29 protein-coding genes are annotated in these 24,850 nt (G+C 62.7%); 19 read left to right on the forward strand and 10 right to left on the reverse strand.

Going from position 1 to position 24,850, the window contains the following annotated elements; all coding sequences use genetic code 11:
• Positions 1-111: 111 nt before the first annotated feature.
• Complete coding sequence (locus OOJ09_RS04325) at positions 112-2,313, forward strand: RNA degradosome polyphosphate kinase (protein ID WP_091577313.1); 2,202 nt, start codon at positions 112-114, stop codon at positions 2,311-2,313.
• The gene (gene ppx / locus OOJ09_RS04330; protein WP_269903986.1) at positions 2,313-3,848 is read left to right on the forward strand and encodes an exopolyphosphatase; all 1,536 of its coding nucleotides are present in this window, start codon (positions 2,313-2,315) and stop codon (positions 3,846-3,848) included. Before OOJ09_RS04325 ends, ppx begins: the two co-directional genes overlap by 1 nt.
• Before the next feature lie 71 nt (positions 3,849-3,919).
• Here ppx and OOJ09_RS04335 read toward each other — a convergent pair whose 3' ends face one another.
• From OOJ09_RS04335 to OOJ09_RS04350, 4 genes are all read right to left on the reverse strand, one after another.
• Complete coding sequence (locus OOJ09_RS04335) at positions 3,920-4,336, reverse strand: DoxX family protein (protein WP_269903987.1); 417 nt, start codon at positions 4,334-4,336, stop codon at positions 3,920-3,922.
• Positions 4,337-4,527: 191 nt separating this feature from the next.
• On the reverse strand, positions 4,528-4,950 hold the full coding sequence (locus tag OOJ09_RS04340) for a DoxX family protein (protein ID WP_269903988.1): 423 nt from the start codon (positions 4,948-4,950) through the stop codon (positions 4,528-4,530).
• A gap of 106 nt (positions 4,951-5,056) precedes the next feature.
• Positions 5,057-6,454, reverse strand: coding sequence for a class II fumarate hydratase (gene fumC, locus OOJ09_RS04345; protein ID WP_269903989.1), 1,398 nt, complete (start codon positions 6,452-6,454; stop codon positions 5,057-5,059).
• A 173-nt stretch (positions 6,455-6,627) separates the two neighbouring features.
• Positions 6,628-7,101 carry a cupin domain-containing protein gene (locus tag OOJ09_RS04350; protein ID WP_333474459.1) on the reverse strand — a complete coding sequence of 158 codons (474 nt, stop codon included), beginning with the start codon at positions 7,099-7,101 and terminating at the stop codon, positions 6,628-6,630.
• Between OOJ09_RS04350 and OOJ09_RS04355 the strand changes: the two genes are divergently transcribed.
• Positions 7,082-8,182, forward strand: a complete 1,101-nt coding sequence (locus tag OOJ09_RS04355) for a LysR family transcriptional regulator (protein WP_269904066.1) — start codon at positions 7,082-7,084, stop codon at positions 8,180-8,182. The genes OOJ09_RS04350 and OOJ09_RS04355 overlap by 20 nt on opposite strands.
• A 108-nt stretch (positions 8,183-8,290) precedes the next feature.
• Here the strand turns inward: OOJ09_RS04355 and OOJ09_RS04360 are convergent, their stop codons facing one another.
• Positions 8,291-9,271, reverse strand: a complete 981-nt coding sequence (locus OOJ09_RS04360) for a glycosyltransferase family 10 domain-containing protein (RefSeq protein ID WP_269903991.1) — start codon at positions 9,269-9,271, stop codon at positions 8,291-8,293.
• A 117-nt stretch (positions 9,272-9,388) separates the two neighbouring features.
• Positions 9,389-10,162 (reverse strand): SDR family NAD(P)-dependent oxidoreductase, encoded by a 774-nt coding sequence (locus OOJ09_RS04365; RefSeq protein ID WP_269903992.1) that lies wholly within the window; start codon positions 10,160-10,162, stop codon positions 9,389-9,391.
• A 284-nt stretch (positions 10,163-10,446) separates the two neighbouring features.
• On the opposite strand from OOJ09_RS04365, the gene OOJ09_RS04370 reads away from it, so the two are divergent.
• Positions 10,447-11,382 (forward strand): glycosyl transferase family 90, encoded by a 936-nt coding sequence (locus tag OOJ09_RS04370; RefSeq protein WP_269903993.1) that lies wholly within the window; start codon positions 10,447-10,449, stop codon positions 11,380-11,382.
• A gap of 53 nt (positions 11,383-11,435) precedes the next feature.
• On the opposite strand, the gene betI is transcribed toward OOJ09_RS04370, so the two are convergent.
• A complete protein-coding gene (betI, locus tag OOJ09_RS04375; RefSeq protein ID WP_269903994.1) occupies positions 11,436-12,065 on the reverse strand; it encodes a choline-responsive transcriptional repressor BetI in 630 nt (209 codons plus the stop codon).
• Between the two features lie 91 nt (positions 12,066-12,156).
• Between betI and choX the strand changes: the two genes are divergently transcribed.
• Positions 12,157-13,095, forward strand: a complete 939-nt coding sequence (gene choX / locus OOJ09_RS04380) for a choline ABC transporter substrate-binding protein (RefSeq protein WP_269903995.1) — start codon at positions 12,157-12,159, stop codon at positions 13,093-13,095.
• A complete protein-coding gene (locus tag OOJ09_RS04385) occupies positions 13,092-13,916 on the forward strand; it encodes an alpha/beta fold hydrolase (protein WP_269903996.1) in 825 nt (274 codons plus the stop codon). Before choX ends, OOJ09_RS04385 begins: the two co-directional genes overlap by 4 nt.
• 5 nt (positions 13,917-13,921) lie before the next feature.
• Here OOJ09_RS04385 and OOJ09_RS04390 read toward each other — a convergent pair whose 3' ends face one another.
• The gene (locus tag OOJ09_RS04390) at positions 13,922-14,701 is read right to left on the reverse strand and encodes an NIPSNAP family protein (protein ID WP_269903997.1); all 780 of its coding nucleotides are present in this window, start codon (positions 14,699-14,701) and stop codon (positions 13,922-13,924) included.
• A 147-nt stretch (positions 14,702-14,848) separates the two neighbouring features.
• Between OOJ09_RS04390 and OOJ09_RS04395 the strand changes: the two genes are divergently transcribed.
• Positions 14,849-15,403 carry a TetR/AcrR family transcriptional regulator gene (locus OOJ09_RS04395; protein WP_269904067.1) on the forward strand — a complete coding sequence of 185 codons (555 nt, stop codon included), beginning with the start codon at positions 14,849-14,851 and terminating at the stop codon, positions 15,401-15,403.
• 66 nt (positions 15,404-15,469) lie between these two features.
• Here OOJ09_RS04395 and OOJ09_RS04400 read toward each other — a convergent pair whose 3' ends face one another.
• Complete coding sequence (locus OOJ09_RS04400; RefSeq protein ID WP_269903998.1) at positions 15,470-16,063, reverse strand: hypothetical protein; 594 nt, start codon at positions 16,061-16,063, stop codon at positions 15,470-15,472.
• 145 nt (positions 16,064-16,208) lie between these two features.
• On the opposite strand from OOJ09_RS04400, the gene OOJ09_RS04405 reads away from it, so the two are divergent.
• Positions 16,209-17,342 (forward strand): metallophosphoesterase, encoded by a 1,134-nt coding sequence (locus OOJ09_RS04405; RefSeq protein ID WP_269903999.1) that lies wholly within the window; start codon positions 16,209-16,211, stop codon positions 17,340-17,342.
• A gap of 56 nt (positions 17,343-17,398) precedes the next feature.
• Here OOJ09_RS04405 and OOJ09_RS04410 read toward each other — a convergent pair whose 3' ends face one another.
• Complete coding sequence (locus tag OOJ09_RS04410) at positions 17,399-17,587, reverse strand: CsbD family protein (protein ID WP_269904000.1); 189 nt, start codon at positions 17,585-17,587, stop codon at positions 17,399-17,401.
• A 151-nt stretch (positions 17,588-17,738) separates the two neighbouring features.
• On the opposite strand from OOJ09_RS04410, the gene OOJ09_RS04415 reads away from it, so the two are divergent.
• From OOJ09_RS04415 to OOJ09_RS04465, 11 genes are all read left to right on the forward strand, one after another.
• Positions 17,739-19,223 carry a patatin-like phospholipase family protein gene (locus OOJ09_RS04415; protein ID WP_269904001.1) on the forward strand — a complete coding sequence of 495 codons (1,485 nt, stop codon included), beginning with the start codon at positions 17,739-17,741 and terminating at the stop codon, positions 19,221-19,223.
• Between the two features lie 26 nt (positions 19,224-19,249).
• Positions 19,250-19,903, forward strand: coding sequence for a glutathione S-transferase family protein (locus tag OOJ09_RS04420; RefSeq protein WP_269904002.1), 654 nt, complete (start codon positions 19,250-19,252; stop codon positions 19,901-19,903).
• Positions 19,904-19,993: 90 nt separating this feature from the next.
• Positions 19,994-20,746: an SDR family NAD(P)-dependent oxidoreductase gene (locus OOJ09_RS04425; RefSeq protein ID WP_269904003.1), complete on the forward strand. Its 753-nt coding sequence runs from the start codon at positions 19,994-19,996 to the stop codon at positions 20,744-20,746.
• Positions 20,747-20,814: 68 nt separating this feature from the next.
• Positions 20,815-21,135, forward strand: coding sequence for an ArsR/SmtB family transcription factor (locus OOJ09_RS04430; RefSeq protein WP_256749743.1), 321 nt, complete (start codon positions 20,815-20,817; stop codon positions 21,133-21,135).
• Entirely contained in the window at positions 21,135-21,914 is a 780-nt protein-coding gene (locus OOJ09_RS04435) for an SRPBCC domain-containing protein (protein ID WP_269904004.1), read from the forward strand. The genes OOJ09_RS04430 and OOJ09_RS04435 overlap by 1 nt, the downstream gene beginning before the upstream one ends.
• A gap of 383 nt (positions 21,915-22,297) precedes the next feature.
• On the forward strand, positions 22,298-22,507 hold the full coding sequence (locus OOJ09_RS04440) for a cold-shock protein (protein WP_010915421.1): 210 nt from the start codon (positions 22,298-22,300) through the stop codon (positions 22,505-22,507).
• 345 nt (positions 22,508-22,852) lie between these two features.
• Positions 22,853-23,080 (forward strand): hypothetical protein, encoded by a 228-nt coding sequence (locus OOJ09_RS04445; protein WP_269904005.1) that lies wholly within the window; start codon positions 22,853-22,855, stop codon positions 23,078-23,080.
• Complete coding sequence (locus OOJ09_RS04450; RefSeq protein WP_269904006.1) at positions 23,080-23,487, forward strand: hypothetical protein; 408 nt, start codon at positions 23,080-23,082, stop codon at positions 23,485-23,487. The genes OOJ09_RS04445 and OOJ09_RS04450 overlap by 1 nt, the downstream gene beginning before the upstream one ends.
• A 1-nt stretch (position 23,488) precedes the next feature.
• Positions 23,489-23,656: a hypothetical protein gene (locus tag OOJ09_RS04455; protein WP_256749746.1), complete on the forward strand. Its 168-nt coding sequence runs from the start codon at positions 23,489-23,491 to the stop codon at positions 23,654-23,656.
• 4 nt (positions 23,657-23,660) lie between these two features.
• Positions 23,661-24,044, forward strand: a complete 384-nt coding sequence (locus OOJ09_RS04460; protein ID WP_269904007.1) for a YkgJ family cysteine cluster protein — start codon at positions 23,661-23,663, stop codon at positions 24,042-24,044.
• A gap of 180 nt (positions 24,045-24,224) precedes the next feature.
• The gene (locus tag OOJ09_RS04465; protein WP_269904008.1) at positions 24,225-24,836 is read left to right on the forward strand and encodes a LysE family translocator; all 612 of its coding nucleotides are present in this window, start codon (positions 24,225-24,227) and stop codon (positions 24,834-24,836) included.
• Positions 24,837-24,850: the final 14 nt, after the last annotated feature.

The following is a 24,850-nucleotide window of genomic DNA, read 5'->3' on the forward strand; positions in this document are numbered from 1 at the left end:
GGATCATATCAGGTCGCTTTGCAAGATCGATGAAATGAAACTGTCGCAAAAGCCTGTCAGAGGATAAGTTAAGCCGGTTAACCGGCTTTAGGCGCGGGAAGAGCAGGAATCATGAACGAACTGAAGCCGGTGCAGAGCGAATTCATCAATGTCGAGGCAGCGAGCCCGGAGGGCGGCAATCCCGATCGTTTCGTCAATCGCGAGTTTTCCTGGTTGCAATTCAACCGGCGCGTTCTCGAGGAATCGCTGAACACCCATCATCCGCTGCTGGAGCGCGTCCGCTTCCTGTCGATCTCGGCCGCCAATCTCGACGAGTTTTTCATGGTGCGCGTCGCCGGTCTCGCCGGCCAGGTGCGCGAGGGCATCGTGCTGAAGAGCCCTGACGGACGCACCCCCGAACAGCAGCTCGAACAGCTGCTGCGTGAGGTCGAGCGGCTGCAGGAAGACCAGCAGAAGAGCCTTTCGGCCCTTACCGTGCTGCTCAACAAGGAAGGCATCGAGAGTATCACCCGCGACGCGCTGACCAAGGACGAAAAGATCTGGCTGGAAGACCATTTCCAGGAACAGGTGTTTCCGGTGCTCACCCCGCTGTCGATCGACCCGGCGCATCCGTTCCCGTTCATCCCCAATCTCGGCTTCTCGATGGCGCTGCAGCTGCGCCATCGCAAGAACGGCGAGGAGATGAGCGCACTTCTGCGCCTGCCGGTGGCCCTGAAGCGTTTCATCCGTTTGCCGGACCGCAAGCGCCATGTCCGCTTCATCCCGCTGGAAGAGGCGGTCGGCCTTTACATCGGCAAGCTGTTCCCTGGCTATGAGGTCAAGGGCTCCGGCACGTTCCGCATCATCCGAGACAGCGATATCGAGGTCGAGGAGGAGTCCGAGGATCTGGTGCGTCTGTTCGAGACGGCGCTGAAGCGCCGCCGCCGCGGTTCGGTGATCCGCATTGAATTCGACAGGCTGATGCCGTCGGAACTACGCGACTTCGTCGCCGGTGAGCTTGGCGTCTCGTCGAGCCGCATCAGCGTGCTGACTGGCCCGCTGGCGCTCAGCCAGATATCCGAGATCGTCGCTGTCCCCCGTGATGACCTGAAATTCACACCCTACAATCCGCGCTTTCCCGAACGCATCCGCGAGCATGGCGGCGACTGTTTCGCAGCCATCCGCGAGAAGGACATCATCGTCCACCACCCCTATGAATCCTTCGACGTGGTGGTGCAATTCCTGCGCCAGGCGATGGCCGATCCCGAAGTGGTGGCGATCAAGCAGACGCTTTACCGCACCTCCAACGACAGCCCGATCGTGCGTGCGCTGGTCGACGCGGCCGAGGCCGGCAAGTCGGTGACGGCGCTGGTCGAGCTCAAGGCGCGTTTCGACGAGGAAGCCAACATCCGCTGGGCGCGCGACCTGGAGCGCGCCGGCGTGCAGGTCGTGTTCGGTTTCCTCGAACTGAAGACACATGCGAAAATGTCGCTGGTGGTGCGGCGCGAGGACGGCAAGCTGCGCAACTACGTGCATCTCGGCACCGGCAATTACCATCCGGTGACCGCGCGCATCTACACCGACCTGTCCTTCTTCACCACCGATCCGACGATTGCCCGCGATGTCGCCCAGCTCTTCAATTTCATCACCGGCTATGCCGAGCCGACGGATGAAATGCGGTTGGCGATCTCCCCGTTCACGCTGAGAAGCCGCATTCTCAAGCACATTTCCGATGAGGTCGCCCACGCGCTGGAGGGAAGGCCGGCGCGCATCTGGATGAAGATGAATGCACTCGTCGATCCGATCATCATCGATGCGCTCTATGACGCCAGCCGCGCCGGTGTCGAAATCGACCTCGTCGTGCGCGGCATCTGCTGCCTGCGGCCGCAGGTGCCGGGCCTGTCGGAGAACATCAGGGTGAAGTCGATCGTCGGGCGTTTCCTCGAGCACAGCCGCATCTATTGCTTCGGCAATGGCCATGGCCTGCCCTCGGACGAGGCGATCGTCTACATTTCTTCGGCCGACCTCATGCCGCGCAACCTCGACCGCCGTGTCGAGACCATGGTGCCGATCACCAATCCAACTGTGCATGAACAGGTCCTTGGCCAGATCATGCTGGGCAACATTATGGACAATCAGCAAAGTTTCGACGTATTGGCTGATGGAACCTCCCGGCGCGTGGTGCTGGAGGAGGGCGAGGAACCGTTCAACGCGCAGGAATATTTCATGACCAATCCTAGCCTGTCCGGACGGGGTGATGCGCTGAAGTCGCATGCGCCCAAGCGCATCGCGCAGTTCAAGCGCCGCAAGAAGAACGCCGCAGCGTCCAGTTGATGCTGTCTGATTCCCAGGGCCGGCTGCAGGACCGCCGACCGCTGTCCATCATCGACATCGGGTCGAATTCGATCCGTCTTGTCGTCTATGAGGGGCTGGCGCGCTCGCCGACCATGCTGTTCAACGAAAAGATGCTGGCCGGTCTCGGCCGGGGCATCGTTTCCACCGGCAAACTCGACCCCGAGGCGGTGACACGCTCGATGGAAGAGTTCCGCCGCTTTCGCGCGCTTTCCGACCAGGCAGGCGCCGAGCATATGTATGTGCTGGCGACCGCCGCCGCCCGCGAAGCGGTCAACGGTCCTGATTTCATCCACCGCGCCGAGGACGTGCTGAAGACCGAGGTCCGTGTCATCAGCGGGCGTCAGGAAGCCTATTATTCGGCGCTCGGCGTCATTTCGGGCTTCCATCCGGCCAATGGCATCGCCGGCGATCTGGGTGGCGGCAGCCTCGAACTGGTCGACGTCAACGGTGAAGCGATCGGCGACGGCATAACGCTGCCGCTGGGTGGCCTGCGCCTGCAGGACATGGCGAAGAATTCGCTGGCCCAGGCGGCGAAGATCGCGCGCGACGAACTGGCGAAGGCGAAGTTGTTGAAGGGTGGGCAAGGCAGGCCCTTCTACGCCGTTGGCGGCACTTGGCGAAATCTCGCCCGGCTGCACATGGAAATGACCAACTATCCGCTTGGCGTCATGCACCATTACGAGATCAGCGCCGACAGTGCCACGAACTTCCTGAAACAGGTGGCCAAAGCCGAAATCGAGAAGGTCAAGGGCATCGAGGGCGTCTCCAAGAACCGCCGTTCGCTGCTGCCCTATGGCGCGATCGTGCTGCAGGAGATCATGGCGGCGATGCAGCCGTCGAAGATTATCGTCTCGGCGCTCGGTGTGCGCGAAGGCTTTCTCTATTCGCTGCTCGACGAGGCCGAGCAGAAGGCCGATCCGTTGATCTCGGCCGCTGAGGAACTTGCCGTGCTGCGCTCGCGCTCGGTCCAACATGCGCACGAGTTGGTCGAGTGGACCGGCAAGGCCTTTGCCGCCTTCGGCATCGACGAGACGGAGGATGAGGCACGCTACCGCCACGCGGCCGCATTGCTGGCCGACATCGGCTGGCGCGCGCATCCCGAATATCGCGGCAAGCAATCGCTCAACATCATTGCGCATGCCTCTTTCTTCGGCGTCGACCATCCTGGCCGCGCCTTCCTGGCGCTGGCCAACGCCTATCGTCACGACGGAATCTTCAACGAAGCCATCGCGCCGGAAATCAAGGCGCTGGCGACGCCGCGCTATCTGGAACGGGCTCGCGTGCTGGCGGCGATGATGCGCGTCGTCTATCTGCTGACGGCGTCGATGCCCGGCATCATGCCGAGGCTGAAATGGGAACAGCGCGCCAACGGCGTGCTGGCGCTGGTATTGCCGGCGTCGCTGGCCGATCTCTATGGTGAGCGGCCGGCCGGCCGGCTGGCGCAACTGGCGCGGATAACCAACCGCCGGCTGGTGCTGGCCGTCGAGGGTGGGCCGAGCGTTTCGGTGAAGTAAACCGTGTCGGTGAAGCAGGCCTTGGAGCAATTCCAGGAAAAGTGTGAAACGGTTTTCCGTCCGGAATTGCTTCAAGACAAGGAGATAGACGAAGCGCGCCCGTCGGCCGACCAGGCGCCGGCGCCGGCCATAGCCAGCGCCAGGAAACCGCCTGATATGGCGATGTCCTTCATCAGCATCTGCGAATGCAGGAAGGCGAGCATCGCGTCATCGCCACCCTGGCCATAGTGGCCGATGAAACCGGCGATGATAGAGAAGGCAGCAAGCAGCAACGCCACGATCCGGGTCTGGAAACCGACCAGGACGAGCAGCCCGGCGATCAGCTCGAACAAGCCCGTGCCCCAGGCGGCGAGCGTCGGCAGCGGCAGACCGAGGCCGGCGAAATAACCCGTCGTGCCGGCAATGTCGGAAAGCGCCTGGAAACCGGAAGGCACGAAAAGGGCGGCGAGCAGCAGCCGGGAAAGCAGAAGCAGCGCGTTGCGGGGCATGCTTGTCACCTCCGTTGTCGATCAGGCAGGGCCGATTGGCCGACCGCTCAACCTCGACGCCTTGATCTTACCAGCAATGCAGTCGCAAATCCCGCCGGCGGATCGAGACGTGTGGGCCTGTGCATCGACAACGAAAAAGCGGCGCGGAAAATTCCGCGCCGCTTTTTGTTTCAGGTATTTGAAGGTGTTGTTCAGCCGCGCTTGGCGTCGACCGAATAGGCGCCGGCGCCAAGCGCTGCCAGGAGCAGGAAGCCGCCGGTGAGGCCGAGGTTCTTCTGCAGCATCAGCATCTGCATCTGGTCGGCGAAGTTGAGGTGCGCGACGGCCGTGGCGGCCAGCGTGAAGATGGCGAGTACGATCGCCACGATGCGGGTCTGGAAGCCGACAAGGATGGCGAGGCCGCCGAAGAATTCAAGCAGGCCGGAGCCAACGGCAGCCGCCGTCGGCAGCGGCAGCCCGATGCTGCCGAACCACTGGGCGGTGGCCGAGATCGCGGTCAGCTTGGCGAAGCCCGACAGGATGAAAAGGATCGACAGGAGCACCCGGCCGACCAGGATCGTGGCCGAGGCATTGGAAGCGGTGCCGGAACCGGCGACGGAAGTGTTGAGGGACATGGTGGTACTCCGAATGGGTTGATGCCCTGCAGATAGCCCATGTCGACTGTTCACCAAAGACGCGAATGCGGCGACACATCGTTCACCGCAATCAGCGCTCGTGCGATCATCCCGGGTGCGTCATGTCCTCCGGCCGCACCAGCCGGTCGTAGTCGGCTTCGCTGACCAGCCCGGTGGCCAGCGCTTCCTCGCGCAACGTGGTGCCGTTCTTGTGCGCGGTCTTGGCGATCTTGGCGGCGTTGTCGTAGCCGATGGTCGGGGCGAGGGCCGTCACCAGCATCAGCGAGCGGTCGAGCGCCGCCTTGATGTTGTCCTCACGCGCCTCGATGCCGACGACGCAGTTGTCGGTGAAGGAGACCGAAGCGTCGGAGAGCAACTGCACTGACTGCAGGAAATTGTAGGCCATCAGCGGGTTGTAGACGTTGAGCTCGAAATGGCCCTGGCTGCCGGCGAAGGTGAGTGCTGTATTGTTGCCGAACACCTGCACGCAGACCTGGGTCATCGCCTCGCACTGGGTCGGATTGACCTTGCCCGGCATGATCGACGAGCCCGGCTCGTTCTCCGGCAGCGACAATTCGCCGAGGCCCGAGCGCGGGCCGGAGCCGAGGAAGCGGATGTCGTTGGCGATCTTGAAGAGCGCCGCGGCCGCCGCGTTGATGGCGCCATGCGAGAACACCATCGAATCGTGGGCTGCCAGCGCCTCGAACTTGTTCGGCGCCGTGACGAAGGCGATGCCGGTAATGGCGGCGATGCGGTCAGCCACCCTTTCGGCGAAGCCGACGGGCGCATTGAGGCCGGTGCCGACGGCGGTGCCGCCCTGCGCCAGTTCCTGCAGGCCGGGCAGTGTCATCTCGATGCGCTTGATCGATGAGGCGACCTGCGCGGCATAGCCCGAAAATTCCTGGCCCAGGGTGAGGGGGGTGGCATCCTGCGTGTGCGTGCGGCCGATCTTGATGATGTGGGCGAACGCCTTGGTCTTGGCTTCCAAGGCCGCATGCAGATGCTTGAGCGCCGGCAAGAGGTCGTGCACGATGCGCTCGGCGCAGGCGATGTGCATGGCCGTCGGATAAGTATCGTTCGACGACTGGCTCATATTGACGTGGTCGTTGGGATGCACGGGCTTCTTCGTTCCCATGACGCCGCCCAGCATCTCGATCGCCCGGTTGGAGATCACCTCGTTGGCGTTCATGTTGGACTGCGTGCCCGAGCCGGTCTGCCAGACCACCAGCGGGAAATGCTCGTTGAGCTTGCCGTCGATCACTTCCTGCGCCGCCTCGACGATCGCCTTGCCGATCGCCGGGTCGAGCCGGTTCAGCTCCATGTTGGCTTCCGCCGCCGCGCGCTTGACGATGCCAAGCGCGCGCACGATCGAAGCCGGCTGCTTTTCCCAACCGATCTTGAAGTTGCCGAGGGAGCGTTGCGCTTGCGCGCCCCAATAGCGGTCGGCTGCGACCGCGATGGGACCGAATGTGTCGGTTTCGGTTCTGGTCTTTGGCGTGCTCACGGCTTTCTCCTTGTCGAAGTCGGCAACGGCGTATCGCGTTGCACAATGGCCTTCAAGCGGAGATTGCGGGTAGCCCGGATGCGAATCGGTTGAAGCAACGCCTCCACCTTCTCCCATGAGGGAGAAGGGAAGGCGCGTGTCGATTTGCCGAGGTGAATGTCCTGAACGACCAGTCAGGCTAGCGGCGGACCAACAACGTCGATGCCATTTTTTGCGCAGAGCTGCACCAGTGTCGCGATGATTTCCGGCGTCGGTTCCATTTGCGGCGGCAGTTCCGGCTGTTCGGCGGGGCGGCCCGCCTGGCGCAGCAGCGTTTCGAAATCCGCACCGCGCGTGATGGTCAGGGTACTCGCTCCTTCGCGCGACTCGACCCGGAAAGTGTGCGGCAGGCCTTTCGGCGCGATGACGGTTTCGCCGGCGTCTGCGATGCGTTCGTGGCCGCCGATCTGAAAGCGCAATCTCCCCTCCAGGACGTGAAACACTTCGTCTTCGCGGCGATGCACATGCAGCGGCGGAGAGTCGCCATACGGCATGCGATGTTCGACGACGCAGATGCCGTCCTCTCCCGCGGCCGATGGGATGTGGATCGCGACGAGCGTGTTGTTGAACCAGAAGAGTTCCTTGCCTGTGATCGTCCCAGGGGTCATTGTCATGGGTCTATGCTCCTATTGTTGCCTGTGCCGGCTGGGCGGCGCCGGTGACGACCTACCCAAGGACATGCCGCGGCGGAAATCGAATGATCGTATGGGGCGAATTGATGCGATGAATTTGAATGCGCTCGACCTCAATCTCGTCAGGGTGTTCGACGCCCTCTTGCGGGAAAGAAGCGTTACGCGTGCCGGCGAGCAGATCGGCCTCAGCCAGCCTGCCGTCAGCGCCGCGCTCAATCGCTTGCGGCATGCCCTCAACGACCAGCTGTTCGTGCGGCACGGCAACGAGATGATGCCGACGCCGCGCGCCGAGAGCCTGGCGGAGCCGTTGCGCGTGGCACTTAGGGAAATCGAACGTGTCTTCCAGTCCACGAAGAACTTCGAACCGGCGGGACTCGAGCGAACCTTCACGCTGATGGGGGCGGATTTCTTTTCCATGCTGCTGATGCCAACGCTGGCGGCGCGCATCGCGGGTACCGCGCCGCGTGTGTCGTTGCGGTTTCTCGACAGCGCGCGCGGCGACGTTTCGCGGCTGCTCCAGGAGGACGAAATCGACGCCGCGCTCGAGCGTCCGCTGGAGGTCTCCGACTGGGTCTCCAGCACGCCTCTGTTCCATTCACCATTCGTCATCATCGCCGCGGGCGACAATGCTGCGATCAGACAGGCGGGGATCGCGGACGGCGAGCCTCTGCCGATCGAGCTTTTCTGCGAACTGCCCCACGTTCTTCGTTCCATCGACGGCTCGATGTCGGGTTCCACCGACGAGGCGCTCGGCAAGCTCGGGCGAACGCGTCGGGTAAGCCTGGCACTGCCGCACTTTCAGGCTGTCGCGTTGGCGGTGGCAAACGGAAACTACCTCGCCGCGGTTCCCAGGCAGTTCGCCGTTTGGGCCGCGAGGACCCTTCCGCTCGTCATCTTTGAACCGCCGCTTCCAATTGCTGTTCCTGAAATCAGGATGTACTGGCACGCGCGCCACGACGACGAGCCACCTCATCGCTGGGTTCGCAATCAGATCCTGGAGGCGGTCGGCGCTCTTGGATTTGTGGAAAGCGCCACCACTGAAATTGCCGGCGCCTAGCGGCCGGACGGTTCACCCCGCCGTGTAGCCGCCGTCGATGGCGACGATGCAGCCACTGGTCCGCGCGGCCTCATCGCTGCCAGATGGACAGATATGCAGGCGAGGTCGTCAGCTCGGGATCTTTTTCTTCCAGCGGCGCAACCGCGTGCGCAGGAAGGAGACGCGGCCAAATGGAAGCGTTGGCCGTCCGGATGGCGGATGCGGGCGCTCTTCCAGGCGTTGACGCACAAGGTTCATCAATCGGCAGAAGGTAGGGGTTTCCAGTCCCGGCAGACGTTTCACGATGCTGTCGGGCAGCGGCTTCGAGCGCCAGGCGAAATAGGCCTCGTAGTCCTCAGGCGTTTCGATCAGGTGCTGGATATAGTCCGCCAGGTCCTTGGCGCTGGGGAAGGCGCTGGCGTCGATATAAGAATCTGCAGGGACAAATTCATCCACGTTCGGCGCACCGAGGTAGATCGGTATCGTGCCGGCGTCGAATGCATCGTAGATCTTCTCCGTGACGTAGTCGGGCTCGATCGAGTTCTCCAGCGCGAGGCAGAACCTGTGCCGCGCAATGGTTTCAATCTTGGTTTTCCGGCCAAGATCCGGGCCACTGATCGCTCGATTGTGAAAGTGCCGGCCGTAGGAGTCGATCTTGATGTGGCGCGAAAGCTCGGCCGTGAAATCAATGCGGCCGCTTCGGTTGACGGGCGCGGACTGGAAGAGCGCAACGGGCGCCTCTTCGGTCTTCGCGGCGATCGGTCTGGCAACCATCTCTTGCCATCCGCGAGCCCGGGGAAGATAGGGCATCCAAACATCGGAACATGTTTCGTGCGTCATCGTGATGTCGAAATGCCTCATGACATCCGGATTGGTGACGCGTTTGTAGTTCTGGCGGCTCTCCATCGACCAGGCCACCCAATATTGGCCGGGGTATTTGTAGGCGTCGCCGAATTCGCGAAAGTCCGGAATATGAAAGACGACCGCCGCCGCCTCGGAAAGCCGGCGCTTGTCCAGCGTCCACCGCCCTTCACAATGGATGGACGCGATGTCGACAGGCTTGCCGAAGAACGTCGTGTAGAAAAGGATCAGCGGATCGTTTGACGGCATGGCACCACGAGTGTCTGAACTACGCCTCGGATCTATAGCGGTGCCGGACGCGGGATGGGAAGTCTGGTCAAGCGCCTTGGCTTGTCCGAGGCGGACGCAAGGGGCTGATCCGCACAGTCACCCGGCGGTATAGCCGCCATCGACAGCGAAGATGCCTCCGCTGGTCCACGCGGCCTCATCGCTGGCGAGATGGACCGCCATGCCGGCGAGGTCATCGGGGCGGCCGATGCGGCCCAGCGGATAGCTGCGCTCGACATAGGCCTTCAGCTCCGCCTTTGCCTCGGCAGGCAGATTGTCGACTGTCCTGCGCCGCATGGCGGTATCGACTGTGCCAGGCGCTATGGCGTTGACGCGGATGCCACGTGGGCCGAGCTCGAAGGCCAGCGATTTGGTCAGTGAGTTCAACGCGCCCTTCGACAGCGAATAGAGGCTCGACGGCCGCTTTGGGATCATCTTGTTGGCGAAATAGGAGGAAATGTTGATCACCGACGCGCCGGTTGCGAGATGTGGCATCAGGCCCTGGGTGAGGAAGAACACCGCCATCACGTTGAGAGCGAAGGATTGCTGGAACTGAACCTCGGTGACATCAGCGAATGGCACCAGGAAAGCCACCCCCGCATTGTTGACGAGAATGTCGAGAGGTCGGCCGGATCTTTTCACCAGCTCGACGACGGCCTCGATGCCGATGCCGGTGGCCAGATCGGCCGACAGCGTCTCGACAGTGCCATCCGCGCGGGCGCCCGTCAGACTGTCATGAGCCGCCTGCAGCTTCCCGGGGTCGCGACCGACGATCGTGATATCGGCGCCCTCACGCAAGAAAGCTTCGGCGATTGCAAGGCCGATGCCGTCCGACCCGCCGGTAATCAGCGCGCGTTTGTTGTTGAGTCTCATTGGACGCTCCGGGACCGCTTTGGCCACCTCGAGAGCACCGCGGATTCACGGCCGTGGTCAAGGCATCGACCTATCCCACGGTATGAACTTCGGTCCTTGCCAGCCGTCTGGTGTGTTGAATTGTCAGTTGACGCAGCTTGCATCCGGAGCGCGAACAGGATAGCCGCCTTGATCGACGGACCGCGCAAGTTTAAGTCAGTCGAGGCGGCCTTCCGGTCGAAATACTTTCTGCAAGAGCATTGTTGAAAATGGTACGTCTTGAGAGAGGAACCCGGAAGCTTCCCTTGCCGGTCGATGTTGTCGAAGTCGAGAGGCGCCTGCTGCCCGGGCTTAATCGAGGCGAGATCTACTGCCGATTCGACAACGGAAAGCTCTCGGTGCGATCTCGCGCCGCCTGGCTTGAAAGGCATGGACAAGTATTGACCCTCATTGCCGAGGCTTTGGCGTCCCTTGGCGTCCGCAGCGTACCGCCGTTCCATATGCTCCTAGGCGATACGCCGTCCCGCAGAAGGCATCGCTATTTCCGCACTCGCTTCGCATTCTCCCAAGCGGACGGCTATGGCGAAGTGGCCGCGCCGGATTTCGTTTTCGATGGTTGGCCGGACGCAAAGTTCGACGACTACGATCAAAAGACGCGGGCGATGGCGGCTGCGTCGGAAGAGCCGCCGCGCGATAACAGGCTGTTCTGGGCAGGGCGCTGCATGAACGGCGCCCGCAGAAGGATAGTCGAGATTGCATCGGCCCGGCCCGATCTCCTGGAGGCGTACAACACCGAGCCAAACTACGACGTTGCCATCAATCGGTATTCGGCAACGTTCAGGACGATGGAAGACCAGATTGCCACCTACCGCTATATGATCGATGTCGAGGGGGCGGGCTACAGTGGCCGCTTCAAGATGCTGCTGCACACGAAACGCGTCGTGCTGTTGCAGGACCGGCCCTGGCGGGAGTGGTTCTTCGACAGTATCGAGCCGTTTCGTCACTATGTCCCGGTGGCACGCGACATGTCCGATCTGGTCGAGCGCATCGAGTGGTTGCGTGCCAATCCGAAGATGGAGGCCGAAATAGCGGGAGAAGCGCAGCGCTTCGCGCAAACCCACCTGACGCGCTCGGCGGCGGTGGCGGCATGGGCCCGTCTGCTCGAAAACCATATGGCCGCCGGTGGCAATCTGAAGTCCGGCCTTGAGCGGCGCAAGCCCGCGACTGGTTGGCCGGCGTGATAGGGCACCTGTCACACGGTATCAAATTCGGCCGGCCAGCCAGCCGAGACTGATTACGCGCCGACGATCACCGGCTCCTTCGTGGCCAACTGCCCTGCGACATAGTTCTTGACCTGAAGGATCGCCTGTTCGCGCGAGACGCTGCCCGGCTGCAGGCCGAGCCGCAGCCAAAGCCCATCGATCAGCGCGGTGACGCCAAGTGCGATGTCGTCGGCATCCCTCGGCGAGGCAAGGCCGTGCAGGCCGGACAACAGGTTCGAGCGCATGCGCGCGTGGATCACCTTCTGGATACGGGCCAGCTTCTCGTCACGCGGCACCTCGGCGCAGAGCGATAGCCAGGCATGGCAGAGAGGAGGCTGGAACAGATGCTCCTCGAAATTGCCCTCGATCACCGCATCCATGCGCTCCATCGGCGTCCGCGCCCGGCGGAGCCGAGCGACCACCGCGTTACACAGTACGGCGTTGGCCTCCCGCATCGCGTGCTCGAACAATTCCTGCTTGTTGCGGAAATAGTGCAGCACGATGCCCTTGGAGGCGCCAGCCTGGGCGGCCACCTTTTCCAGAGTTGCGCCGGCAATGCCTTCGCGCTCCAGCACCGCGAAGGCAGCCTGCCGCAGTTCCTTGCGGCGTATGTCACTGAGACGCTTGAGTTTCACCGGATCGATCCATGCATGCGAATCCACGTTGACATTTCTGTCCATCCAGATCAACAATTGACCAATGGGATAATAAAATGACCAATCGGTCAATTTGGCGATAATGAGGAGAACCGAAATGTTCCGCTTCCTTGCAAATGGCGTCTGTCTCGCTGTCCTGGCAATGGCCTCTCACGCGGCTCAAGCGGCCGAGGCCGAGCAGTGCAAGACAGTCCGCATGGCCGAGCCTGGCTGGAACGACCTTGCCTTCACCACCGGGGTGGCCAATGTCCTGTTGCAAGCGCTCGGCTATCAGCCGCAAAGCGAGGTGCTTGGCATCAACGTCATCTATGAGGGCATGAAGAACCGGGACCTCGACCTGTTCCTGGGCTACTGGGATCCGGCAATGGTCACCTACTACGAGCCCTACAAGAAGGACGGCTCGGTCGAGAATGTGCGGCTCAATCTCGAAGGTGCGAAATACACCTTCGCCGTGCCGACCTATGTCTGGGAGGCGGGCGTCAAGGACGTCTCCGACCTGCACAAGTTCGCCGACAAATTCGGCAAGAAGATGTACGGCATCGAGCCCGGCTCCAACCAGCTGATGATGGACGCCATCGCCGACCCTGCCTTCGGCCTCGACGGCTGGCACGTGGTCGAGTCGAGCGAAGCCGGCATGCTGTCGGAGGTCGGCTATGAGATCAAGGAAAAGCAATTCATCGTCTTCCAGGGCTGGGCGCCGCATCCGATGAACACCATGTACGACTTCAAGTACCTGACCGGCGGCGACAAGTTCTTCGGTCCGAACTTCGGTGCCGCGACGGTGACGACGCAAGTGCGCAAGGGCTATCTGCAGCAATGTCCGAACGTCGGGAAACTCTTGCAGAACCTCGCCTTCGACATCGATTTCGAGAATGTCGGCATGGGCTATCTGATCAATGACGGCATGAAGCCGGAGGACGGGGCGCTGAAGGCGATCACGCTGAACAAGACCCGCCTCGACGCCTGGCTGGCCGGCGTCACAACATTCGACGGCGAGCCCGGCCTTGCCGCGGTCAAGGAAAAGCTCGGCCTGTGAGACCGGCCGCGCTCGATGCCTGGGCGGAGCAGGACGCCTGGGCCGGCCGCAAGAAATTCGTCAATATTGGCGGCCTCGACATCGCCTATGTCGAGGTCGCAGGCGCCGAGCCGGCGTTGCTGTTGGTGCACGGCTTCACCGACACCAGCCGCAGCTTTTCGCTCCTGGCGCCACATCTGGCCGGCCGCCGGCTGATCATGCCGGATCTGCGCGGCCACGGCGCCTCGCAAGCGGGGAAGGGCTGTGGCGTCGCCGACTTCGCTGGCGATCTTGCCGGGCTGATCCGGCATCTGCAGCTCGACCGGCCGGTCATCGTCGGGCACTCGCTGGGCGCCATGGTGGCTATCGCTTTGGCCGCGCGGCACAAGGAGCTCATCGGCGGCCTGGTGGTAATGGCCGGCACGTTGAAGCCCGATTTCGCGCGGGATCATCCGCTGATCGCCGGCGTTCAGGCCCTGTGCGACCCGATATCTCCAGCCGATCCGTTCTACGCCTGGTGGCATGCCTGCCTGCCTGCCGTACCACGGGCCTTTCTCGCTGGCCTGGCGAAAGACGCCTCGGCCATGCCCGCGGCGCGCTGGCGCGCGATCCTGGAGGAAATTCGTCTGGCCGACCTGACCGGTGCGGCACAAGCGGTGCGGGCCCGAACGCTGATCATCGCCGGCGCTTGCGATCCGCTGTTCGGCAAGGCGCACCAGCAGGTATTGCTGCGCGCTCTTCCCGAAGCCGTCCTCGTCCGAGCCGAGAACTGTGGCCACAACCCGCATTGGGAAGATCCGGCCCTTGTCGCCAAGGCCGTCATCGAAGCCTTTGAAGGCTAGGCGTTTCAGCCGACCAACGATTGCGATGTAGGCGATAGCCGCAAGGTCTCCGTTGGTCTGGTCAGGTCAGGCCGTGCAGCCTGCCAAAAGGCCTCCCATGCCGGCGAGGCGGCGAGGGCGGCTTCATGGCTGGCATGCGCCTCGGCGCTGTCGAAGCCGGTGACGGAAATGAAGACGTTCTCGCCCGCCCGTATCGGCAGGCGCGGAAAGCTGTTTTCGGCATGCTCCGTGATGAAGGCGGCGAGGTGGCGTATACCGGGTGCCGTCATCAGCGGCGGCATTTCGACCTCGAAGCGACTGGCGAAACCGATTTCGGCGCCGCGCCGCAGGTGATGAATCCGGATGACAACGATGCCCGCCATGGCTTTGTTCGGGCTTGGTTTTTCGCCGGCAGGCAAGCCGGCCCGCGATGCACCAGAGAGGTCGAAGCCGCCACCCAGCCACGCAGGCTTCAGCAGCAGCACATCGTCGGAATCGATCATCGTTGCGTTGGCCGCATTGCTGTGCGCCGCCCAGACCTGCCCGCCGTAAAAGGCGGCAAGCGCGTCCTTGCGCGCATCCATGCCGTCGAAGCCTCGCAGCCAGACGAACATGTCCGGGCGATCGAGATCCCGGAACTGGCCGATGATGGTCATCCCGGCCTCTTCCTGACCTTCGATCAGCTTGCTGTCGAAGATGTCGATGAGTGTCTCGCGCTTGCCTGGCTTCAATGTGTACTGCCTCAGCTCGACCACGGGCGAGGCGAGCATAGCGAGTTCCAGCGTGGCTTTCACAGGTAGGTCCATCGACAGTCTCCAAAACAGGATGATCATCCTGTTTATAAACAGACCGGTTGTCCTGTTTTGTCAACATGCTATTGTTCGGCAATGTCAGCAGAGATCGCCGCTCAACCAGCGCTTCGGGCACGCAAACGCGTCAACGATCCCGAAGGCATGCGCAGGAAAGTGCTCGATGTCGCCGAAGAGTCGTTTCAGGCGCGCGGCTATCATGCTTCCAGCCTCGGCGATCTGATGGCGGCGGCGGGTGTCAGCGGCGGAGCGCTGCATCACCATTTTCCGACCAAGAAGGCGCTGGCGCTGGCGGTGATCGACGAGCGCGTGGCAGCGGCGGTCGAGGAGACATGGATCGTGCCGGTGCAGGCGGCGGCTTCGGCGCGCGAGGGCGTGCGGGCGGTGTTCGAGGCCGTGGCCGCGCAACTGGAGCAACAGGGCTTCGTGCGCGGCTGCCCGCTCAACAATCTGGCGCATGAACTGTCGCTGGCCGATCCGGATTTTCGTGCCGCCCTTGCCGGCATCTTTTCAGCGTGGCGCCAGGCCATCGCCGACAAGATCAGCGCCGACCAGCGGGCGGGCAGGGAGCAAGGCACCGACCCGCAGCGCTTCGCCGCGCTCGCCGTGGCCACTTATTCCGGCGCCATGTCGATGGCCAAGACCGCGCAGGACGCCACCGTGCTGCGCGACTGCCTGGCGGCTCTGGGTGAAGCCTAGGGCGTGGTCCCGAAAAGTGGCTCCGGTTTTCGGAAAGGACCATGCTCAAACAAACAGATAGAGGCTCTACTCAGCCAGCGGCTTGATCGTCTCGTAACCGTTCACCGATTCCGCGCTGGTGCCTTCATCGTAACGCCGGGCGAGCGTTGCTTGCAGATCGGGTGCATAGAGCGCGGTGAACGCATCCAGCGTCTCGCCGGCCCCATTCTTGAAGGTCTCATTGACGGCCAGCACATTGTACTTGCAGTCGCCAAGGCTGAACGTCTCCTTGCCCTTGACGACCAAGGTCAGCGTCTTGGTGCCTTTCGGCTGCTTGCTCGGCGACAGCTCGACGAATTCTATCGTGCTTCTGGCCCCCGTCTTCAGCGGAAACAGTTTTCGCAGATCGGAAAACGGGATCATCGCCAGCCGACCGGTGTCACTGTCGCGAAACACTTCGATCAGGCCGGCAAACAGGAACTGCTTCTGTGGCGATTGCGACTCATATGCGTTGGCGACGGAAACCATTCCGCCCGCCACGGGCCGAAACTCGCTTTGGATACCGGGTCTCGCGAGGACGAAACCATTCTTGGCTGACTTTGCATCGACGCACGGGGCGCCGTGCGCTGCGCCGGCCATGAACAGGATCGTCAATATCGTGCCGACAGGTGCAATTTGCATGGCGTTCCCCTTGCCACGGACCCGAATGTCAGTGCCCGCAGGAATGGCAGACGCCCGGTAAGATGTCGATGACCGAGCCGCTCTTTCATGCGATATCGTGCGCTGAACTGGACGGCTGGCCGCTCTCCATGCTGAAATTCAAGTTATGATGGATTGCCGTTCGCCTCGATTGTTTTCCCGACGCAGCTTTCTGGCGCAGGCTGCGGGTTTCGCCGTCACTGGTGCGCTTTCGCGCCCGGCGCTCAGTCAGACCGGGCAGCGCGTTCAGCCCATCGACGCCACCTTCCTGTTTATCGCCGATGTCCATGCCTGCCGCATGGCAAGCGGCTTGAGCCCCAACTGCCAGCAGGAAGGCAAGACCGACGCCGCATTGCTGCGCAATGTTGCGGCGCTCAACGGCCTCGGCGACAAGGATTGGCCGGTCGAGATTGGCGGCGTCGCCACGGGCCTGCGTTCGGCTGGCAGCCGGATCGGCGCGCCGCTCGGCCTTGTCGTCGGGGGCGACATGACCGACGACGGTGGCGGCCAGATCACCCAGCCGAGCGAGGGCACGCAGCTTCTCCAGTTCAGCCAGCGCTATCAGCAAGGCGTCGGCCCCGATCGCGTGCACATGCCGGTCTATATCGGGCTTGGCAATCATGATCTCGACCAGAACGGGCCGCCCCATCATGTCGACTGGTACCGGCGTGAACTGCGCGACTATGTCGAGGTCAATCACCGCGCCGGTGTGTTCTTCAAGCCGCCGGTGCCTGCCACCGACTACGACGTCGACACCGACTGCTATTCATGGGACTGGGGCGGCCTGCATCTCGTCCAGATGCATCGTTTCGCCGGGGATACCGGCCATGGCGCCGACTCGAGCCTGCCGTGGCTGAAGCAGGATCTGGCGACCTATGCGGCGGATGAGCGCCCGGTCATCCTGTTCCAGCACTATGGCTGGGACAAGTTCTCGATAGAACGGTGGGATGCCGCCAAAAGGGTCTACGATGATGACGGCGCCGGCGCGCCGCACTGGTGGAGCGAGGCCGACCGGCAGGCGCTGCTGGCGGTTCTGAAGGGTTACAATATCGCCGGCATCTTCCACGGCCACCAGCACGACACGCCGCTGATCTACCGCCGTGACGGGCTCGACCTGTTCAAGCCGAAGGCTGCCTATATGGGTGGGTTCGCCGTGGCCAGGGTGACCACCGACGGCATGGACGTGGCGCTGGGCGAGGCGACGGGTGACCATGGCGAGGTCGCCTTCACCAATGCTTTCAGCAAGGGCTGGAGCACATGAAAAAGGCGACCTTGACGGCCGCCTTTCCCTTTGAAAAAAGCAGTCCTCGATGGGGCTCAGAGCGCCTTCTTGACCTTTTCCTTCACGTCGCCATAGGCCTTCTGGACCTTGCCGGCGATCTTGTCGGCCGCGCCTTCGACCTGGGCCTGTCTGTTGCCGGTCGCCTTGCCGGCGGCCTGCTTGACCGAGCCCTTGACCTGCTTGGCCACGCCCGCGACCTGATCCTTGTTCACCATTTTGCGCATCTCCCGGGATTTTCATTCGCCGACAAGAACGGGCCTGACCCTGTTAGGTTCCCAACACTCGCAATTTACCGCCGCGCGACTGGTTGCCTAAGGCAGAGCAATGCGGCTAGGTTCCGCGCGGGCCGGATGTGAGGGCTGCCCGGGGTATTCGATGCGTTTCCGTCTTGCCTTTGCAATCGCGGTCTCTCTGCTGGCGGCCGGCTGTGTCGCCGACGATGTCGGGCCGATCAATGTTCTGACATCAGAGGCAGGCCACCCTTCGCCGACCTTCATCCCCGATCCGGGCGACGATGGCTCGACCGTCGTCGGCCTCGCCTTCTCCGGTGGCGGCACAAGGGCCGCTGCCTTTTCCTATGGCGTGCTGCGGGCGCTGGACGACATCGTCATCGACGAGCAGCCACGTCGGCGCACGCTGGTTGATGACGTCAGGATGATTTCCGGCGCTTCCGGCGGCGCCGTCACCGCCGCCTATTTCGGCTACAGGGGCAAGGATGGCTACCAGGATTTTCGCGAGCGCTTCCTGATCCAGGATGCGGAAGCTGATCTCAGGACATCGCTGTCGCCGCTCAATCTCGTGCGCGCTTACAATGGCGGCGTCAACGACCGCAGCGGCTTTGCCAAATGGCTGAACGACCATCTCTTCGATGGCGCGACATTCCAGGCGTTCCGCAAGCCGGACCGGCCCATCGTCTGGATCAATGCGTCCGACATCTACAACCGCACGCCGTTCCTGTTCAGCTACGACACCTTCGCGGCGCTGTGCAGCGACCTCGACAAGGTGCGGCTCGCCGATGCCGTCGCGGCTTCCGCAGCGGTTCCTGTCGTCTTCGCGCCGATCGTCGTCTCAGCCACCAGCCCGCATTGCGGCTACCAGAGACCGCAATGGCTGGGACGCGCATTGGCCGATCGGAACGCCTCGATCAGGCTCCGGGCCTACGCCAGCGCGCTCGATTCCTATCAGAACGCCGATCCGCTCGACTATGTGAAACTGCTCGACGGTGGCTTGACCGACAATATTGGCGTCACCGGCTTCACGCTCGAACGTTCCGCTGCCGGCACGCCCTATGGCCCGCTGTCACCGGCCGCCGCCGTTCGCCTGAAAACATTGCTCTTCATTGTCACCGACGCGGGCAGCGACAATGACGTGGACTGGGCCAAGTCCATCCACGGGCCGAGGCTTACCGAGCTGCTGGACGCGGTGACGGGCACCACGCTGTCGGCCTCGGTGCGCGATGAATTCGATGCGCTGACGCTCGCCGTCTCGCAATGGCAAGGCGAACTGGTGCGCTATCGCTGCGGTCTCTCGGCCTCGACCGTGGCTGCCTATCGCGGCTCGGCTGGCGGCTGGAACTGCCGCGACGTCCAGATCGTGGTTCAACACCTGTCGTTCGCCGACCTCGATCAGCCTACACAGGTCGAGCTGAACCGGATCCCGACGCGTCTGAAGCTGCCGGTCGAACAGGTCGACCTCACAATCGCCGCCGGCCGCGAGGCGTTGCTGGTCAATGCGGAACTCACCAGGGCGATCGCCGCCATCCGCGCCCGTGCGGGTGTTTCGCCGGGGGCACAAATGACGACAGCGCAGGCAACCCGAGCGATCACGAAGGATGCCTGGACACAAGCCGCAAATGATTGATGTGACGAAATCTTGGGGAGACCATCTTGGCGGAATTCAAGCTCTACATCGGCAACAAGTGCTTTTCGTCATGGTCGCTCCGGCCATGGGTGGCGATGAGACATCTTGAGATACCGTTCGAGGAAAGTCTTGTAAGGCTGCGTACGCCTGAGACGGCCGCCAACCTCGCAAAGGTGTCGCCGACCGGCCAGGTGCCTGTGTTGAATCACAATGGAAGGATCGTCTGGGAAACCCTTGCCATCCTTGAATATCTTGCCGATCTGTTTCCCGGCAAAAATCTCTGGCCGGCCGATATCGGCGCCCGCGCGCTGGCCCGCTCGGCGGCGACCGAGATGCATTCCGGCTTCCGCGAGGTGCGATATGGCTGGCCGATGAACTTGCGGCGCCCGAAGGGCCACAAGCCGCTCGACGCCGAAGGCGAGGCGCAGCGGTCGCGCATCGAGGCGCTGTGGCGCGAGTGTCGCGAGAAATACGGCAAGGGCGGCCCGTTCCTGTTCGGCCATTTCACCGCGGCCGATGCCATGTATGCGCCGGTCGTCACTCGCTTCGACACCTATGGCGGCAGTCTGGCGCCCGATACTCGTGCCTATGTCGATGCCGTGCTTTCAACACCCGCTATGCGCCTTTGGTACGCCGAAGCGGCCAAGGAAACCTGGCCCGAGCCTGGCCCCGACGAATAAGGTCTGACTGCGGAGCGGGCTTCCAGGAGGCCGCGGGCGGCCTATCTAAAGGCATTGGGGCATCGGGGCAGCATCTTTGGAGATGTCGCAATGACTGTTTCTTCTACACTTGCCGGCAAGGTCGCCCTCGTCACGGGCGCTTCGTCTGGTATCGGCGAGGCCACGGCTGCGGCGCTGGCCGCTGCCGGGGCAAAGGTGGCGATCGCCGCCCGCCGTGCCGATCGGCTCGAGGCGCTGGCGGCGCGCATCGAAACGGCCGGCGGCATGGCGCTGCGCATCGAGGCCGACGTCACCAGCAATGACGATGTCACCGCCATGATCGGCAAGGTGGTGGTCGAATGGGGCCGGCTCGACATTCTCGTCAACAATGCCGGGGTAATGCTTCTGTCGCCGGCGGCCGAGGCGACGTTCGACGACTGGCGCCGGATGGTGGAACTCAACCTGCTGGCGCTGATGGGCGTCACCAAGGCGGCGCTGCCGCATCTCAGGGCCGCAAAGGGTCATATCGTCAACGTCTCGTCGGTTGCCGGCCGCGTTGCCAATCCCGGCGCCAGTGGTTATGCGGCGACCAAGTTCGGCGTCGTCGGTTTTTCCGAGTCGCTGCGCCGCGAAGTCTATGCCGACAAGGTCCGCGTCACCGTCATCGAACCCGGGCTGGTGCGCACCGAGCTTGGCGATCACATCACCAACGCCGCCTCGAAAGCGGGGCTCGATCAGCGCCTCGCCACCATGGAAGCGCTGACCGCCGAGGATGTTGCCGCCTCCATCCTGTACGCGGTCAGTCAGCCGGCTCGCGTCAACGTCAACGAGATCGTCATCAGGCCGACCGACCAGGAGCGCTAGCTCCAGCTTGTCCCGGAGTTGACGAAAGCCAGGGATAGGCATAATACGTAACCAAATGGATACGTATTATGCCACAAGCTGAATCCGACCATTCCGTTTTCCGCGCCATTGCCGATCCGACGCGCCGCGCCATCCTCGACCGCTTGCGGCAGGGGCCGGCGCCGGTCAACGAACTGGCCTCTGCCTTTTCGCAGAGCCGGCCCGCTATCTCCAAGCATCTCAGGATCCTGCGCGAGTTGCGGGTCGTGTCCGAACAGAGGCATGGCCGCGAGCGGCTCTATCGGCTGGAGCCGGCGGAATTGAAGGACGTGGCCGACTGGATTTTGCCCTATCGCGATTTCTGGCAAGCGAGCCTCGGCAATCTGAAATCCTACCTGGAGAACGAATGATGGCGATCAATGATGGACCTCGCGCTATCGCTGACGTGTCGGCGGGCACGATTCTCGCCACGGTGACGATAGCGGTGCCGCCAGAGCGGGTGTTTCGCGCGTTGACGGCGGATGACCAGATACCGCTCTGGTGGGGATCGGAGGAACTTTACCGGACGACGAAACACACTGCCGACGTGCGGCCGGGCGGGGCGTGGCGATCGGAAGGCAAGGGCGTCGACGGCCGAGAGTTTCATGTCCAGGGGGAGTATCTCAAGGTCGAGCCGCCGCACCTTCTGGTGCTGACATGGAAAGCGCCATGGGACGGCGACAATGTCACCACCGTCACCTATAGGCTCGAAGCGGTCGATGCCGGAACGCGGCTGACGCTGCGCCACGAGGGGTTCGGCGCTCGCGAAGGCGCCTGCCGCGATCATGGCTTCGGCTGGGAACGTGTGCTCGGTTGGCTGGCCACCTTCCTGTCCGAGGAAGTAAGCGGCAAGCCGCAGAGCGTGTTCCACTGCTGGCTGATCCCGCCGCGGCCAGACTTTGCTTTCACTTTGACCGATGCGGAAAAGGCGCTGATGAAACAGCATTCGGACTATCTGCGCGGCAAGTTGGGCGAGGGAGGTGTCATCCTGTTCGGGCCGGTCGCCGATCCTGCCGGCCCCTGGGGGCTTGGCATCGTGCGCGCCAACGACGAGGCCGCCGTCCGGGCGCTGACCGACGCGGACCCGACGGTTCGTTCAGGGTTGGGCTTTCGCTATGAAATCTTGGCGATGATGACTGCCGTGATGTGAGGTTCGGAGTCCCGAAAGAAAACGCCCTCGCACCTTTTATAGTGCGGGGCGTCTTTGCCGTCAGCCTTTCCGTCGATTGCTCTCGTGAACTGCCGACGACAACCATGAAATGTGCGTGTTCCGAAATGGTTCCCCGGCATGCCCATTTTTTAAACGCTGCGCTTGATGCGGCGCCTTTGATGGTGCAAAGGGCGGATCAAACTAAGAATTGACAATGCGGCATTGGGAGCATAAAAGACCTCTGTCGATATTTGTTTGACTGACTTTTGTTATCCGCGCTTTGCAGCGCGCCTTTGACGAACTTCCCACATCAAAAATCGAGACAAACGACGTTGTGCATCCGCATGACGGCGAACGAATATTTGCCATGGAAAGGGTTCGTCATGAGCACCGGCACAGTTAAATGGTTCAACGCCACCAAAGGTTTTGGTTTTATTCAGCCTGACGACGGCTCGGCCGACGTTTTCGTCCACATCTCGGCCGTAGAGCGCGCCGGCATGCGCGACATCGTCGAGGGCCAGAAGCTCGGCTACGAGATGGTCCGCGACAACAAGTCGGGCAAGATGTCCGCCGACCAGTTGAAGGCGGCCTGAAAAAAGAATTCAGCCTTCCCGGTGACCACGGATGTACTGGCACCGGTGAATGGCGAATTCGGGCGCATGGCCGCGGAGACCTGAGTTTCCACGGCCTGCCACGCGCATGAGAGGAGCTTGCCTTCCGCATCCATCTGGGTGCGCGGCGCTCCCACGGAAGGTCAGGCGGTGCCTGGCCTTTTTCATTTTGTGTTTCTTGCCGCCGAAAATGCGCTGCACCTCGGCCGGAACGTGCTAAGGGACGCTCCAGCAACTTGAATCCGCTGCCGTATCTCTTTGTGCGTGGTCCTCACCGACGACCCGGTGTCGTCCCATCGGCGCCAGACTCCTGACAGGAGAAAGATTTTGACCACCAGTTCAAAGACAGCCGTCGATCAGCCCGTGTCCCTGTTCAGCAAGACGCGAACACAGTCGATGTCGCTCAACCGCATCATTTCCGAACGCGATGCCGTCAGCGAGGCACGGGAAGCCAAGACCGCGCGCCTGCGCGAACAGCGCCTGGAGAAGGAGGCTGACGAGATGGCGGCGGCCGCGGCGCTTGCGGCCCTGCCAAAGCGAGCCGGAAAACGCTGATGGCCACCAAGCGCGTGCCTCCAAAGATGATCGCCGCCGACTCGACGATCGCCGACGTGGTCGAAGGCCTCGACAAGCCGGTCGAATATGTACGCCGGGTGCTGGAAAAGCTGGAGCGCTGCAAACGCGCCCATGGCGATGCACAGGTGCGGCTCGGGGTACGCGGTCGCGCCGAATGTCCGAACTATCTGATCGAATATGTCCGTGAAGACGCCAAGACCCATGAGCGGGTGACCTACCAGGATGCCGCCTACAGCGGCAGCACGCATCGCGAACTGGCGCCTCACCACATCGAGGCGGTAAAGAACTGGTCGCCCGAGGAAATGAACATCACCGCGGTTTCGGCGCTGATCGGCCGCTTGCGCAATCCGCGCGCGCCATCATCGCGTTTCGTCGACGAGGACTGACATGGCCATAAAATTCTCCGCAAAGCACCAGCCGGCAGCTCCCGCTGTCGCTGCAAAGCCGGCCAAGCCGGTTGCCGCACCGAAAACCGCTGATGCCGCCGAGGCCGCGACCGATCTGTTCAAGTCGCCGGTGGATTCGCCCAAGGGCAAGACGGGCAAGAAGAAATAGCGCCTTGCCGCAAGACGCTGATCGTAATCCCGCCGCGCCGGAGCTGTTCGCCCTGGTGGCCGCCGCAAGCCTTTCGTCGTCGCAACTGAGTCCCGCTCCTCTCTTCGACTGCCAGAGCTGTGGCGCCTGCTGTTCCTATTCGGCGGAGTGGCCGCGTTTTTCCACCGAGGATGACGCGCAGCTCGATCGCATCCCGGCGAAATACGTGGCGGCCAACGAATCCGGCATGCGCTGCGAGGGCGTGCGCTGCTCGGCGCTGTCCGGCGAAGTCGGCAAGTCGACCGCTTGCGGCATTTACGAGGTCCGCCCGGATGTCTGCCGCGCCTGCATGCCGGGCGATGATGATTGCCTGATGGCGCGCCGCGCGCATGGATTGCCGACGGCTTAAAGCGCATCGCGTCGAACGGGTTCAGTCGACGCGGTTCAAGTCCTTGTTTTATGCATGTCGTCGCCCTCAAAAAACGCTGCGCCCTTTTTGGCGACATGCATTAGCAACGACTGCCGGTGGTTGTGCCCGAGGCCCTTGCTGGCTACGCTGCAAGAGGGCAGGGCCGTGGAGGATCGTCCCTTGAGCATCGAATTCCTGTTGACGTCGCTGATCGTTGTGGCCTCGCCAGGCACCGGCGTTCTCTATACGCTGAGCGCCGGCCTTTCGCGCGGCGCCCGCGCCAGCATCGTTGCAGCCATCGGCTGCACGCTCGGCATCATCCCGCACATGGCGGCCGCCATCACCGGCCTGGCGGCGCTGCTGCACACCAGCGCGGTCGCCTTCGAGACGCTGAAATATATCGGCGTCGCCTATCTCCTCTACATGGCCTGGAACACGCTGAAGGAGAAGGGCGGCCTGAGTGTCGATGAAAACGTCGCGCCGCGCTCGGCCGCCAAGGTCATCACCTCCGGCATCCTGATCAACATCCTCAACCCGAAACTGTCGATCTTCTTCTTTGCCTTCCTGCCGCAATTCGTCAGCACCAGCGAACCAAGTGCATTCTCGAAGATGCTCGAGCTGAGCAGCGTCTTCATGCTGCTGACCTTCGTCGTCTTCGTCGCTTATGGCATGTTCGCCGCCTCGATCCGCAGCCATGTCGTGTCGCGGCCGATGGTGCTGACCTGGATGCGCCGCACTTTTGCCGGCGCCTTCGTCATGCTCGGCGCCAAGCTGGCGCTGGCCGACCGGTAGAACAGCCAGCTCCT

It is taken from the genome of Mesorhizobium qingshengii (assembly GCF_027563465.1).
GTDB classification, from domain to species: domain Bacteria; phylum Pseudomonadota; class Alphaproteobacteria; order Rhizobiales; family Rhizobiaceae; genus Mesorhizobium; species Mesorhizobium qingshengii_A.